The organism is Vulcanisaeta sp. (assembly GCF_049966235.1).
GTDB lineage: Archaea > Thermoproteota > Thermoprotei > Thermoproteales > Thermocladiaceae > Vulcanisaeta > Vulcanisaeta moutnovskia.
Genome location: NZ_JBMFVA010000002.1, coordinates 176046 through 191673, shown reverse-complemented (window position 1 = coordinate 191673; position 15628 = coordinate 176046). Strand labels below are relative to the sequence as shown.

11 protein-coding genes are annotated in these 15628 nt (G+C 41.8%); 3 read left to right on the top strand and 8 right to left on the bottom strand.

Translation table 11 applies throughout. The features are described 5' to 3' along the window. Nucleotides 1-2: 2 nt before the first annotated feature. The 5 genes from ACP5L5_RS02710 to ACP5L5_RS02690 form a co-directional block, all read right to left on the bottom strand. On the bottom strand, nt 3-3392 hold the full coding sequence (locus ACP5L5_RS02710) for a hydrogenase iron-sulfur subunit (protein WP_428761432.1): 3390 nt from the start codon (nt 3390-3392) through the stop codon (nt 3-5). Nucleotides 3393-3396: 4 nt separating this feature from the next. Further along, nucleotides 3397-3987, bottom strand: coding sequence for a 2-oxoacid:acceptor oxidoreductase family protein (locus tag ACP5L5_RS02705; RefSeq protein ID WP_148224640.1), 591 nt, complete (start codon nt 3985-3987; stop codon nt 3397-3399). 111 nt (nt 3988-4098) lie between these two features. Beyond that, the gene (locus ACP5L5_RS02700) at nt 4099-4935 is read right to left on the bottom strand and encodes a thiamine pyrophosphate-dependent enzyme (protein WP_013604011.1); all 837 of its coding nucleotides are present in this window, start codon (nt 4933-4935) and stop codon (nt 4099-4101) included. After that, a complete protein-coding gene (locus tag ACP5L5_RS02695; protein WP_428761429.1) occupies nt 4932-6113 on the bottom strand; it encodes a 2-oxoacid:acceptor oxidoreductase subunit alpha in 1182 nt (393 codons plus the stop codon). The genes ACP5L5_RS02700 and ACP5L5_RS02695 overlap by 4 nt, the downstream gene beginning before the upstream one ends. Continuing rightward, entirely contained in the window at nt 6097-6435 is a 339-nt protein-coding gene (locus ACP5L5_RS02690) for a 4Fe-4S dicluster domain-containing protein (protein ID WP_428761427.1), read from the bottom strand. Before ACP5L5_RS02690 ends, ACP5L5_RS02695 begins: the two co-directional genes overlap by 17 nt. 204 nt (nt 6436-6639) lie before the next feature. Here ACP5L5_RS02690 and ACP5L5_RS02685 point away from each other — a divergent pair, with 204 nt between their 5' ends. Further along, nucleotides 6640-7512 carry a serine protein kinase RIO gene (locus ACP5L5_RS02685; RefSeq protein WP_428761425.1) on the top strand — a complete coding sequence of 291 codons (873 nt, stop codon included), beginning with the start codon at nt 6640-6642 and terminating at the stop codon, nt 7510-7512. An 80-nt stretch (nt 7513-7592) separates the two neighbouring features. Next, the gene (locus ACP5L5_RS02680; protein ID WP_428761424.1) at nt 7593-7931 is read left to right on the top strand and encodes a hypothetical protein; all 339 of its coding nucleotides are present in this window, start codon (nt 7593-7595) and stop codon (nt 7929-7931) included. Between the two features lie 72 nt (nt 7932-8003). Here the strand turns inward: ACP5L5_RS02680 and ACP5L5_RS02675 are convergent, their stop codons facing one another. Together ACP5L5_RS02675 and ACP5L5_RS02670 are read right to left on the bottom strand one after the other, a co-directional pair. Beyond that, nucleotides 8004-8330, bottom strand: a complete 327-nt coding sequence (locus tag ACP5L5_RS02675; protein ID WP_013604015.1) for a hypothetical protein — start codon at nt 8328-8330, stop codon at nt 8004-8006. Between the two features lie 83 nt (nt 8331-8413). Beyond that, nucleotides 8414-8956, bottom strand: coding sequence for a hypothetical protein (locus tag ACP5L5_RS02670; RefSeq protein WP_013604016.1), 543 nt, complete (start codon nt 8954-8956; stop codon nt 8414-8416). Between the two features lie 108 nt (nt 8957-9064). Here ACP5L5_RS02670 and rgy point away from each other — a divergent pair, with 108 nt between their 5' ends. Then, nucleotides 9065-12856 carry a reverse gyrase gene (gene rgy, locus ACP5L5_RS02665; RefSeq protein WP_428761421.1) on the top strand — a complete coding sequence of 1264 codons (3792 nt, stop codon included), beginning with the start codon at nt 9065-9067 and terminating at the stop codon, nt 12854-12856. A 2-nt stretch (nt 12857-12858) separates the two neighbouring features. Here rgy and ACP5L5_RS02660 read toward each other — a convergent pair whose 3' ends face one another. Beyond that, nucleotides 12859-15546 carry an adenosylcobalamin-dependent ribonucleoside-diphosphate reductase gene (locus ACP5L5_RS02660; protein ID WP_428761419.1) on the bottom strand — a complete coding sequence of 896 codons (2688 nt, stop codon included), beginning with the start codon at nt 15544-15546 and terminating at the stop codon, nt 12859-12861. Between the last annotated feature and the right edge of the window lie 82 nt (nt 15547-15628).

The window sequence follows — 15628 nt, the reverse complement described above, 5'->3', positions numbered from 1 at the left end:
TATCACCTCAATTGCTTTATTCTTTGTTTTGTCTGCTCAATCTCCTCCTTAGTCACAGTCTTAACAACCTTCTCAGCCTCCTTCATAGTTTCGACAAGGTCAACTACATCAGGAGCACCAAATAGCCTTAATTGGAACCTCTCTTCCCTCACACCTATGTTCTTTAATCTCTTCTTCCAGTTTTCGAATCTTCTAACCGTATTATAATTCGCCGTTATGTAGTGGCAGTCCCCAATCCTACAGCCAGTCACAAAGACTCCAGCCGCACCAAGTTCAAAGGCATGCTTGATATGCTTCCAGGCTAGCCTAGAACTGCACTGAAGCCTAATTATTCTCGCATGCGGTGGATATTGCATCTTAAATATGCCGGCATTATCGGCTGCCCAATAGGAGCAGTAGGCGCATGTGAACATGATAACTTTCTTCTCAGGCTCCTCAGCTAATGCAGCCTCAATCTGAACCATAATAGCGTCATCACTTAAAGCCTCAAGTGTTATAGCATCCTGTGGGCACTCAGCCACGCATGAACCACAACCCTGACAAGCAGCTGGTATGTGCTCAATCCATTTACCCGGTACACCCCTAATGGCGCCATATGGACAAGCCTTAATACAGAGACCGCACTTAGTGCATTTAGACCAATCAAACTTTGGAATAAATGGCTCTTTAGTGACATAGCCCTGGGCAAGCATCATCAACGCCCTTGATGCAGCTGCGTAACCCTCAGCTATTGTCTCAGCCACGTTCTTTGGACCCCTGGCAGCACCTGCTATGAATATTCCAGGCGTCATCGTATCCACGGGGCCAAGTTTCGGATGAGCCTCCATTAAGAAGCCCTCCTGATCCTTGGAAAGTCTCAGTACCTTAGAGACCTCGTCCGTATCCTCACTTGGTACTAAGCCTATGTTAAGGACAATATTGTCAAATGGTACCTCAACATCATCCCCTAACTCAACATCATTAACTATCAACTTATCATTATCCATCTTTATAGCCTCGGTTAATTCCGCCTTTCTTGGTATTCTAATAAAGAGAACGCCAGCATCCCTAGCTTTCTTGTATAGATCTTCGACCTCGGGATCAACACCCATTATATCCCTATAAATTAGGACTACATTCTTACCCTGGTTCCTTAGTTCAATTGCCTTACTCAAACCCACGGCACAACAATACTTTGAACATCCCCTACCACTGGTCCTAGAACCAACGCAGTTTATTACTGCCACATTCTTGCCATCAACGGTCTTCCCATTCTCAAGATCTAATGTTGTTAATACCCTGGGATCCTTACCATAATTAAATTCACTCGGTATGTAGGGCTTAGCACCCGTAGCAACTACTATCGCACCAACATCAAGTTCCGCACCATTGCTAAGAACTACATGGAAGCTTCCTGTGAATCCAGAGACATCCTTAATCGTTGTCCCAAGCATGAACTTAACACCGACCTCCTTAGCCTCCTCAACCATTTTATCGAGTAACTTCCTAGCCTCAATACCCTCAGGCTCAAGCCTATTTAGATGCCTAAGCATGCCACCGCATTCATCAGCCTTCTCGACAAGTATTGTCTCAATACCTGCACCGGCTAATCCAGTGGCTGCCGCGAGACCAGCTGGCCCACAACCAACGACCAATGCCCTCTTAATTACTGGCAGTTTTATCGTACTTAATGGTACCATGTGATGAGTCTTGGCTACCGCCATCCTTATCATGTCCTTCGCCTTCTCCGTGGCCGCCTTCCTATCATTGTGCACCCAAGTGTCTAGGTTCCTAATGTTAGTCATCTCCACGAGGTATGGATTAAGGCCAGCCCTCTTGGCGGCGTCCTGGAAAAACCTGAGATGCGTAACTGGGGAACATGAAGCAATGACTACTCTATTCAGTTTCTTCTCCTTTATTACCTCTGTTATTCTGTCTAGTGATGACTTTGCACATGCGAATTGGAGATCCTCAGCATGGACAACGCCAGGCATTTGCTTAGCCGCCTCAACTAAGGCTGGTACATCGGCTACACCGGCTATGTTAGTGCCGCAGTGGCATACGAACACACCTACCCTGATTGGGTATGGCTCTATAGTTTCCTCATACTTCTCCTCCTCAATCATACCAGGACCTGCATACCTAATTGCCTGTATTGCAGCGGCTAATCCAGTGACCACTGATTCGGAGATATCCCTAGGTTTACTAACTGAACCGGCAACAAAAATACCTGGTCTTGTGGTTAATGTGGGATTTGTTGACTCTGCTCTTACAAAGCCAGCCCTATTCAATGAAATGCTTAATATTTTACTTAACTTATTCATGTCGCTAACAGGTTTTATGGAAGGTGCGAGAACAACCATGTCATACTCCTTCATAGTAACTTTTTTATTCCTGGTATCCTCAAACCTAACGATTATCTTACCATTCCTCTCACCAACTATCTCCGGTCTACCCCAAACAATGTTTACCCCTTCCTTGAGGGCTCTATCGAAGAAGCTCTCGAATCCCTTACCGTACGTCCTGACATCATTCATGTACATTATAGTCACATTTTTAATGCCATGAAGTACCTTGGCGTATATACCTTGTTTAAGCAGGTATGTGCAGCAAAAACCTGAACAATAATCATTATACTTATTATTTCTTGAGCCAACACAGGACACAAGCAATACGTTCTCTGGCTCCTCGCCGGTGCTCGGTTTAACAACGATACCACTTGATGGTCCTGACGCGTTAACAAGTCTCTCAAATTCAAGTGAGGTTACAACATCCATATGCTTGCCATATCCATACTCTCCAAGGATGTCACTCCTCTCAAGTTCGAAACCGGTTGACACGATCACGGCAGCCACGTCGCGCTCTATGACCTTTGGCATCATTGTGTATATTATGGCATTCCTATCACATGCCTTGGCGCACCTATCGCATGGAAAGTAATTTGGTGGTTTATTGAGACAATGATCTATATCCAGCATGTATATACCTGGTTCCGCCTGTGGGAATGGTAGGTATATAGCCTTCCTCGCGCCAATACCTGCCTCAAACTCACTAGGAACAACCACCGGACATACATCTTCACACTGGCCACATTTGGTGCAATCATCGGTTACGTATCTGGGTTTAACGAGTATCCTAGCCTTAAAGTCGCCTGGAGATCCTGATAAATCAAGTAGTTCGGCTGGCGATAATAACTCGATGTATGGATGCCTAGCAACATCACTTATTAACGGACCCTCTATACATATGCTACAATCCAGTGTTGGAAATGTCTTATCGAGCATCGCCATCTTACCGCCAATAGCTGGGGACTTCTCAACAAGCGTAACTCTATAACCCATGTTGGCTAAAGCCAGGGCAGCCTCAATGCCAGCAATACCACCACCTAGAATGAGAATCCTATTCGTGGGCATGCAATCACCTTAACCCCTGTAGGAATTTACGACCATAATCAAATCCCGCCTGGAACGCCTTTATGTTCATTTCCTGGATGGAAGTATCGAGCTTACCAGCCCTCCTCGTCACATTCCTTATTGCATTAATTATATAATCCTCCTTTAATAGCGGTTCGAGAATTGCCGTAATAACACCAACAAGGACTACGTTCATTGTTAATCTCCTGCCCGTTACACTTTCCGCTATTTCCGTTGCTGGTACAGGAATTATTACGTAATCATTAGTATTTGAAATTGCTGGTTTATATATTGTACTTTCATAAATAAATATACCACCCTTACGGAGACTCTTAAACTCAAGACTAAATGCCTGTTGATTAGTTGCAAGGAATACGTCAGCTTCATCAATAAGCGGATAATCAACCATCTCCTTAGCTATTATAAGATCAGCTCTAGACCAACCACCTCTCTGTTCAGGACTATACGTTATTGTTAGTATTGAGTCAAGACCACCCATTGCAGCTGCCATACCCAGAAGTCTGCCGGCAAAGACTATGCCATGACCGCCAAGCCCCATAAGCCTAATACGTATCTGATCGAGCTGTTGTTGCATATTTTTCTATTGATAAATAATTATGAAACCTTAATAAATTTTATTCTAGTTTGACAAAAATTATTTTAAACTATACGTAACAACAAGAAGAAAGTTTAAATTTTATGATCACTATCCATATGAAATAGGTCTCTCTCTTTTCACAAAATTTCCCAGGATTACCTTCTTCATGCTAAAGTCTATTTCTAAATCAGCCAAGTTCGCATTATGATCTATTACCGGTCTCTCCTTCAAAACCTTCATTAAGTCGACAGCATCACCCATGGCATTTCTATCAGTATAGATTATGCAGGGCGATAAGACCTCAACAACAGCAAAGCCCTTAACCTTAAACATATCAAGGAGGGATTGATAAAGCTCATTCTGGTGTAGGACAGTCCACCTAGCCACATATGAAGCCCCTGCTGCATATGCTAGTAATGGTACATTGAATGGATTCTCGTAATGACCATACGGTGATGTCGTCGTCTTAGCACCCTTAGGTGTAGTTGGGCTGTATTGCCCACCAGTCATTCCATAGATAAAATTGTTTACTATTATGACATTAATATCATCATTCCTCCTAGCAGCGTGTATGAAGTGGTTACCACCAATGGCCAGTATGTCACCATCACCGCCGACTACCGTCACCTCGAGTTCTGGATTAGCCATTTTTAGACCCACGGCAAATGGTATAGCCCTACCATGAGTTACGTGATATGCATCTAACTTTAAATACCCACCAAGCCTACCCGTGCAGCCTATGCCCGTGACTATCACGTGCTTCTCAATTGGTATGCCAGAGTTCTTTATAGCCCTCGCTAATAGCTTAAGTAGTATCCCTAATCCACATCCTGGGCACCATATATGCGGTAATCTATCAATCCTTATTAAGTCCTTAATATCCTCATAGGACTTAGGAAGCTCTACCTTAACTCCCGTGGTTGTTACTTCAGCCTCTACACTCATTTCTCGATCACCTTTCTCACATTATTTATTACATAATCAGGATCAGGAATATAACCAGGGGCATACGGTATATGCTCCACAGGAACCCCCTTAGAAAACTCCCTAACTACATGGTACATCTTGCCCATATTGACCTCAACAGTTATGAGCTTCTGAATGCCCCTCGAAACCAAGTTCTCCACAACCCAACCAGGGAATGGCCAAGCTGTCTTCGGCCTAAGCATACCAACCCTATAGCCCTGTGCCCTCAATACCTTTATTGCTCTCCTTACAGAGCCTGAGGTCGAGCCATAGGAAACAATGACATACTCAGCATCATCAAGTAAGTACTCCTCCCACTCCGCTATTTCCTTCTCATTCTCCCTAATCTTACGGACGAGCCTCATGACGAGCTTAAACGAGGAATCCCTATCAGTGGTTGGATATCCCTTGTCAGTATGTGTTAACGATTCATTATTAGCCCTATAGCCAGTACCGGCAATAGCCATGGGCGGTACTAAATACCTACTATCATAGGGTAGATATTGATCTGGCGGTACCGTTGGCTTTGGTCTCTCAACGATCTCAATCTCATCAAACTCAGGAACCCTGACCTTACCATACATATGCCCAATTAATTGATCAGAAAGCACTATGGCTACTACCCTATATTTCTCAGCCATATTGAAGGCCTTTATCGTGAAGTCAAAGGCCTCCTGAGGATTAGCCGGCAGGTAAGCCACTATTTCATAATCGCCATGAGAACCATACTTAGCCTGAAGAATGTCACCCTGCCCTAGTAATGTTGGTATTCCTGTTGATGGACCTGCCCTCATCACATTAACAATCACAGCTGGAATCTCAAGCATTGAGCCAAGCCCAATCTCCTCCTGCATTAGGGAGAAGCCAGGACCTGATGTTGCTGTCATCGACTTAACCCCAGCAGCCGATGCGCCTAATACAGACATTATGCTACCTATCTCATCCTCCATCTGTATGAACTTACCATTAACCTGAGGTAATCTATACGACATATACTCAGCAATCTCATTTGACGGAGTTATTGGGTAACCACCGTAAAATCTACAACCGGCCGTTACCGCACCCTCAGCAACTGCAGTATTACCATCTAGAAAGTGAATGCCTGGCTTCAATAGTTTGTCCAGGTCCTTTTTATAAAGCTCAGCCACTGTGGGCATGTCTACTCACCCCATAGTATTTATCATACGTTATGTATTCCTCTGAAATAACGGTAATTGCGAAGTCGGGGCAAACCTTCTCGCACATTCTACATGCAACACAGTCAAGTTCCTTACCTGGTTTAACAACTGGGTAGTGATAACCCTTGATGTTGACGTCCTTAGATTCTTCAAGAACGTCATTAGGGCAAAACTCAATACAGAACCTGCAATCCTTGCAAAGATCAGGGTTAACGATAATCTTACCAATTGGTCGTTTCATCTTATGGAGATTAACGAGCCTACGCATGGACCAAACCTCGTCATGTTGAGCTAAAATCATATTTGCTTAATTATTTTCATTAGAAATGTTTTTAAATCTTTTTTCTTCTTCAATCGTACAATACCTATTGATACTAACCTTTTGCATGCATTTTTATTTATTCTTATATATTGAATTCATTAGAATATTTCTCATGAAAGTAAGCAAAATGATCTTTACGGACTGCACTGGTATATAAAATGCCACTTTCATTAATTAATTTCAGTGAGTGTTCACGATAATATAGATAGAATTATTCGGAATAGAGTAGAGAGTAGGAGGTTTAGGATAAAGGATATTGATCAGTTAAAGACTGTTGACGACGTATTTAATCAATACACAATAGATGCCCTAAGGGAATTAATGAATAAACACATCGTTCAGGAGGTTTACGGACCAGTTGCGCAGGGTAAAGAGGCTAAGGTGATATGGGCTAAGGCGTCTGACGGCACGGATATTGCACTGAAGATATTCTACACATCTACAGCACAATTCATTAGGGGTAGGTATAAGTACCTGCTTGGTGATCCACGATTTGCCAATGCAAGGATCACGAATACGAGAAAGCTTATTGAGTATTGGTGCAAGAAGGAGTTTAGCAATTTAAGCGATGCATATAATGCAGGGGTTAGGGTACCTAAGCCGATAACCTTCAATAGGAATATCCTGGTCATGGAATTCATAAGCTATGAGGGATATAGTGGCGTGCCAGCACCATTAATCAAGGATGCACCGCCTAAAGACCCTGAAATAGCCTATCTCACAATTATTAGGTATATCGAGAGAGCGTTTATTCTGGGTAAAATAATTCATTCAGACTTAAGTGAATTCAATATTGTAAACACAGGAAATGAGTTAGTAATAATTGATTGGGGTAGCGCCGTAAAGGCTAATCACCCTAACGCGACTGAGTTCCTGCTTAGAGACATTGAAAATGTAAGTAGGTACTTTAGTAAGGAATTTCGCCTTAAGGTGTTTGATAGTAAGGCATTGCTCAGTGCCTTACTACGTAGATATGAAATTAAGGGTGAATTAATAGGCGATGAGGAGGGTTGGTTATTAATAAACGGTAAGAGATTAATCGATGATTTGACCTAGCATTTCACAACTACATGGAGGAACCTAGTATATTACCTAGGCGGTAGCTTAATATAATACTTCAGGGTATTTTACTTGTAATGTTACCAATACCACCTGAACCTAAGGACATTAAGGATAGAATAGTAAAAAGGAAGAGTGTATGTAATGGCCCTAGTTGTGACTCATTCTCCGTATGGTTTGGTAATGAAATTGCAAAGTACCTATGGAACCACTGGAACCGGGAATTAGCCAGGGCAGGTATTAATTGGCAGAAATTCCTTTCGATACTTAGTAATCATACCCAGGAATTAATTGATTGGGCCATTAAAGACACACTTACCTGGAATGACTTAATAAGGATATTAACAAATGATGTGCTACCTGGTACGACGGCCATGACCGTAAGCAGAAAAGGCGGGATTTTGGACTACTTATAATATGCTGAAATTAATGATCCCGCACCTTAATTACTTTGTGTTAGCTTCTACATTTCTTGCATTACGGTTAGGTTATTGGGCTTTAGTGCTCTTTTCACCATGTTTTATCAATGACTCGCTGATTATACGAATTAATGCACATATCTCTTCACAAATACTTGATGGCTTTATACCTGCGTTTATATACTCGATTATCATTATTGGCGTTGCATATGTACTAATCCAAAATTCAGCAAAAAGTCTCTCACCTCTATCCACTAAATGAACCTCCATGTTATTATTATCACTAAACCTAATCATGTACCTAGAGCCATCCATGAATGACTGCCTCTCCACTGAACTAGCATTGCAAGTCCTCATGAGCAAATCAGCGACTAAACCAGCAACTCGCATACTCATTATTTCTTCCCTACAGTGTCTGCTTTAAAATCAGTTGTTTCATACACATGCTATTAAATTACGCTATAAAACTAAGGGTAATATTATTTAATGGTTATGGTACCATCGTCATCATCATTTCCATGAGACTTAAACATCATAATGAAAAACTTGTATAATGATGATAGTTTATTATTTAATAAATCCTCAACTAATTGCCATGATGTTGTTAGTAACCCCGCATCATAAAGCGCAAGTCCAAAGCCCAGGTAATGATCTCCGGTTAATTGTGGGTCTGAAATCGTAAGTCCTAGGCCAGCGTAATGAATTATTGATATGTATGTAAAGTATATGAGAGCTATCATGAAGAATGTAATGTAGGTAATCATTAATGCCTTAGCCTTAGAGGACATCTTACCAAAGTTACCCTTTAACTGCTTGATCATTGTTATTGATGATATCACGAGCATAGAGAACATGAACATGAACACAGGCGTTATCACAAGTATTGTTAAGTCAGCAGCACCATATATCCACAACTCAGTCAATACGTAGTCCACAGCGATAGCCATTGCTAGGGCAGACACCAATGACATTATGTATACGTATCGCACATAATCCTGAATGCCACCCGTATTAACCGACATACTACTCAAGCAATACCAATGTAATATCAATATTTAATACTAACAATTAAGAAACCGCGTTGGCGACGAATATTTATTAAGGGGTTTCTCATAATGTGAGAAGATTAAATGGAGAAACAACCAATAGTAATATATCGAAAAGCATGCCCAAACTGTGGGGGAGACATAACATCGGATAGATTGGGCGCTGGATTACCATGTTATAAGTGCTTACCTGAGGTGTCAAAGAAGGTGGCAAACACAATTGAGGTATTAAATACATTAGAGAAGCTCGGTACAATTAACAGGCTTAAATCATTGTCGAACTTAATCAATGAATATAACGAATTCGTGAACATGTTTAAGAAAGTAGTTGGAACAAATATGTGGGGTGCCCAAAGACTATGGACAAGGAGACTCATTAAAGGCAAGAGCTTCGCAATAGTTGCACCAACGGGTAGTGGAAAGACAACATTTGGTATGATGGCATCACTATACATTGCCTTAAGAAAAAGGAGTAAGGTATTAATAGTCGTTCCAACATCAACACTGGCTTACGACGTCCATAGAAGGTTAAGTGAATATTCAGGGAAAATGAATAGCAACATAAGGATTATTATGGCTTCATCTATACTATCCAAACAGGAGTTGATAGATGCAATGAACGCCATTGAAAATGGCGACTTCGATATATTGATAATAACAAACGCCTTTTTACCAAGACACATGGATTTACTCAGAAAGTATAGGTTTTCGCTGATTTTCGTTGATGATGTAGATAGCGTATTAAAAGCATCCAGCAAAAACATTGATAGATTATTACTACTGCTTGGTATTAATGAGGAGGCCCTCCATAAGGCCTTGACTGTTGTTGATTTAATGAAGAAGCTTAGGAAGGCTATTAGATTCAGGGCAAGTGATGAGGAAATTAATAAACTTAAGGAAGATATTAAGAAACTAAGTACTGAACTAAGTAATTATGTAAAGAGCAATAATATAGGCATATTGATAGCCTCAGGAGCATTAACAAGAATTAGAAGAACGGCTAGGTTGTTCCTGTTTAGGGAATTCCTTGGTTTCGAAACTGGTGGCAGAGCCGAGGGATTAAGAAATGTAGTTGATGCTTATACTAGACCTAAGGACTCCTTGGTGAGTGCAGCGGTTGAGATAGTAAAGAGACTAGGCGGTGGAGGAATAATATATGTACCACCCGATCTGAGGGAAATTATCGATGAATTAAGTGAAAAATTGAATAATAATGGAATAAAGGCTGCAGCATACCTTAAGCCAAGTAAGTCATTACTTAATGATTTTGTTGATGGAAAGATCGACGTACTCATTGGTCTTGCAACATCTAGGTCCTCCTTGGTTAGGGGTATTGATTTACCTCAGAGAATAGCTTATGTGGTTTTTGTCGGGGTTCCGCGCATGAAGTTTAGGATAAAACTTGAGGAGTTCACACCAATGAGATATTTAATGTTTCTATTTAATATTAGAAATATTGTGCCTCAATACTTGAGGAACGATGTTGATAGAGTCATTGCAAGACTTAGAAATTTAACGGCACTTAATCAAGAGCAGGTGAATAATTTATTGATGGCAATTGAGGAAAATAGAGAATTGAGTGGATTTGATAAATACGCGGCTGATGTGATTAAGGATGCTGTCGATCTTGTGAATAAGTTATTAAGTGATCCAGGTATTAGAAGAGCAATTGAACAATCTAATGAGGTTGGTCTTGAGTATAGGGGTAATGATCTTTACGTAATTATTCCTGACCTAACAACGTATATTCAAGGAAGTGGTAGAACATCAAGGTTATACGTTGGTGGCGTATCCCTAGGATTATCAGTATTAATAGTAGACAATGAGAAGGTATTCAACGGCTTAGTTAGAAATCTTAGGTATAGGCTTGAGGATGTTAAGGTCCAGGACATTAATGAGATAAATATTGATGAGCTAATGAAGAAGATTAGGAATGAGAGAGAATTAATAAGGAATATAATGCTTGGGAGAATCCCCAATCAATTCCTTGAGAAAGATCCACTAAGAACCGCATTTGTTATTGTGGAATCACCAACGAAAGCAAGAACCATTGCGAACTTCTTTGGTGTACCTACAAGGAGGGAGACAGGCCCATTAGTTATTTATGAAGCCACTTTAGGTAACCTATACCTATTAATAACCGCCACTAAGGGCCATATGTGGGATTTAATACCCGCTGCTCCAGCAGACGTTAAGAACTTCTCTTCATTTTTAAGGTCAGAAAAACTCCTTGATTATTATGGAGTACTTAGAGCTGGTAATAATTTCGTACCAATTTATGGCACGATAAAGAGATGCCCCGTTGGTGGTGAGACGTATACTGAGGATATCAATGTTTGCAAGATACATGGTGCTGAGCTTATTGACGCCATGGACATAGTTAACGCGGTAAGGGATATCGCTACTGAGGTTGATCAAGTAATGATTGGTACTGATCCTGACGCCGAAGGTGAGAAAATAGCCTGGGATGTATATATGATGTTGAGACCCTATGTGGGTAATATCGCTAGGATTGAGTTCCATGAGGTCACTAAGAAAGCCATTATTGATGCGATAATGAACCCAAGAACCATAAGCCTCAGTATGGTTGGTGCTCAGTTAGTAAGGAGGATTGAGGATAGGTGGATAGGATTCGGACTTAGCCAAATAGTCCAGGAAAAGTTCGGTAGGAGGACCCTATCGGCAGGTAGGGTTCAAACACCAGTCCTTGGCTGGATAATAGAAAGATATGATGAGAGCAGGAAAGATAAGATTTACACGGTTACCATGACATTAAGCAACGGCATAAAGATAAGGCTAGGTATACCACCTGATAAGGAGGAGTTGGTAAAGACCCTCAAGGCTCTGCATAGAAATAAAGCCGTTGATGCAGTGATTAAGGTTGCAGTAACAAAGGTCGGGGAAACTGAGGAAGAATTGAACCCACCACCACCATATACCACGGATGCCCTATTAAGGGATTCGGCGAATATACTTGGTTTAAGCGTTGAACAAACAATGGCAATTGCGCAGGAATTATTTGAGTCAGGTCTCATAACATATCATAGAACCGACAGCACCAGAGTATCTAGTGTGGGTATTGGCATTGCTAAGGAGTACATAAGCGAGAAAGTCAGTTCTGATTACTTCGTAGGCAGGACTTGGGGTGGTAAGGAAATTGGCGCCCACGAGTGCATAAGACCAACGAGACCCATTGATAGTGATGATTTAAGGAACCTACTTAATACTGGGTTACTTCAGTTAGCAATTAAGGTTACAGCAAATCACTTAAGGGTTTACGACTTAATATTTAAGAGATTCATCGCAAGCCAGATGAAGAGTGCTAAAGTTATGAAGGAGAAGTTAAGAATAAGTGTTTATTTTAATGGTGTTGATACTCATGATGAGGAAATTGAGAGAATCTCAAAAATACTAGAGCCAGGCTTTACGAGATTTTGGGGCTATCTTGAGGGTAAGGAATACCAAGAACTTACACCAGGTGAATATAACGTGACTAGTATTGATTACATTAAGAAGGTGAGTAGAACATTACCACTTAGGGAGGGTGATATAATCGCCATGATGAAGGAGAGAGGTATTGGTAGACCAAGCACCTATGCCAAGATTGTTGATGTAATACTGAAGAGACGCTATGCCTTAGTTGTCGGCAGGAGGACTAGGTATGTTGTACCTACGAATCTTGGCCGTCAAGTCTATAAGTTCTTGACTGAGGATAATAAGGAATTCAGCGACTTAGTTAGTGAGGAGAGGACTAGGATGGTTGAGAAGCATATGGATGATGTTGAGGTTGGTGAAAGGGATTACATGGATGTGCTTAATGAGTTATTTAACGAGGCGATAAGTAAGGGAATACTTAAGGAGAACGTTATTAGTTAAACTTAACCGCATGACCCTGTCTTGCAGTATGGGTCATCAGTCTCACCAAGCTCTTCCTGCATCTCTTCTTCAATGCTCTCGCCGCCATTACCCTTAATTCTAATCAATTTATCCTTAAGTGCTGATAATGATGTGTAGCTAGCCTTAGCCTCAACTTTAGGTTTTGTCTCTACCTTAACCTCCTTAACTTCTACAGACGGCTTAGCCTCAGTACCCTTAACACCTGTGTATATCACCTGAACGGACTTACTCTTATCCCTATACACCGTTATTCCAAAGGCATTAAGCAGCCAAGCTAATCTATAGGCTTGCTCAACATCCTCGATAGGGGTATCGCTCGGCATATTTATCGTCTTACTAACACCTGAATCATTCCATCTAGCCCAAGTCACTTGCATGTAGACGTGCCACTTCCAGTGAATCTCATGCGCAGTCCTAAGCAGATTGGCTAATGGATGGTCTCTTGGTAATATTCCGTACTCCTCGACAAAACTCCTCGTCGCCTCATCAAGTGCCTTTGTCTGCATTAACAGTTTAAGTGCTGTATAGTTATACTCAATGAGCTTACCAATTGATAAATTCCTAATATAAGCGATAGCGAAGAGGGGCTCAATACTCGAGTTCACACCAGCAATGAGACTTCTCGATCCCTCAGGCGCTATGCTCATTATTGAACCATTCCTAATGCCTATAGTACTTACATCTATTGACAGGTCACTATCTGAGGCCTTATACCCCCTAAGTACTGTTGTTGCTCCATCAATTATTGCCTTAACCTTGATATCGCCATAACCAACATCCAGCGTCTTTAAGTATTCATCAACTGCATCCTTATCGATAGCACTTGAGAACTTCTCAAGCCTTTCCCTATGTTTTGTCCACGGCAATACCCCCTCAGCCCAATCACTATGCTTATACGCTGGATAAACACCCTTCTCCTTAGCCAACTCAATACTTGCTCTAACAGCCATCCTAGCAATGAAGCTAGCCAACTCATTAGAGACGGCAAGCGCCTGCGGTGAGTCATACTTAAGACCAAGGGCTATTAAAGTATCAGCAAGTCCATTAGCACCAAGTCCAATTCTTCTAGTCTCAAGAACCCTCTTCCTAAGCCTATCATGCGGTAACTTATTAACATCAATGACATCGTCAAGGAACCTAACGGCCAACTGAACATCCCTTGCCAGGGAATCCCAGTCAACCTTACCCTCATGAACATATTTCACTAAATTAATACTACCTAAATTACAACTTTCGAAATCATAAAGCGACTCCTCGGAGCATGGGTTCGTGGCATTTATGACCTCGCCTGGTAATTTTTCATTATTTATGTAATTAGCTAGGTCCCTATTCCATAGTCCTGGGTCGCCGCTGTCCCATGCTGACTTAACGATCTTGTCCCAAAGCTCCTTGGCGTTAACTCTCCTCCAAATCCTTATCTTACCAACCTTTATTGCCTCAGTACAGCCCTCATAGCATTTAATGAATTCCTCACCCCAAGTCTTATATAGGCATGGGCACTCCCTTGGGTTTATTAGGTATATGTCCTCGCCCTTGAGTGCCTTCTGCATGAAGTGGTCGTCTATGGCAACGCTAATGTTGAAGTTCTGGAGCTGAATGTCCTTAAGCTCACCGCTCTTTGAGGTTATGAACTTCTCAATGTCAGGGTGCCACCAGAAGAGCATGCCCATTTGGGCACCACGCCTCTTACCACCCTGCTTAATTGTGTCCACCAACGTATCAAAGAGCTTCATAAAGCTAAGCGGTCCAGAGGCTATCCCAGTGGTACTCCTGACAATGTCACCCTCAGGCCTTAACTTACCGAAGTTATAACCAACACCACCACCCGACTGGAATATTAACGCGGCGAGCCTTAGGGCATCCATTATACCGAAGTTACACTCTGGATCCTCCCTATTCGTATCGCTTTCCCTCGATAGGCAGTCATCAACGGGAACCACAAAGCATGCGGAAAGTTGTCCAAGCCTCGTCATTGCGTTATAAAGCGTTGGTGAGTTGGGCATTAGTTTCAATTGACTCATTAGGTCGTAGAACCTTCTCGTCCACGTTATTGGATCACCACCATACTTAAGCTCCGCGTAGGCTACACCCATTGCTGTCCTCATCCATAGGTACTGGGGCGCTTCGAAGAACGTACCGTCAAGCCTCTTTAATAAATACCTACTCATTAGCGTTCTAACTCCGTTGTAGGTAAGTAGTAGATCCCTACTTGGGTCAAGGTATTTAGCCAACTCATCAATGTGCTGGGCATACCAAGCACTCATCTCTGAGTCCCAAATCCTAAGCTCAAGCCCAGTCCTAAACCAAGCCCTAAAGCCCTCCCTATATGCATCCTCGAATCTAGTTCTTCCATCATTAATTGCCTTAACAACGTCCTTACCCCAAACCTGCTTATACATGCTCCAAAGTAGGTAGTTCCTAGCCGCATCATGCCACTTCAAGTCATCAGTGACCATGTTAAGCATGATTAACTGAACTCTATCTGACAACTCACTGCTAGGCAGTGTGCCCTTAATATCGAGGGCATTAATTACTAGGTCAGGGTCTGGGACACCCGCAAGTTTAAGAGAGCGGACTAACTTCTCCCTTGAGAAGTCCTCAGTGTTCCCATTCCTCTTTAATATCCTTATTCTAACCACCTTACTTATTGCTTCAGTACTTAATTGCACACAGGAAATTTAAATTACTTTTATTAGGGGGCAGCGGACAAAATAAGTTAACACGAACCTAAGTGAAGAGAATATATATTGC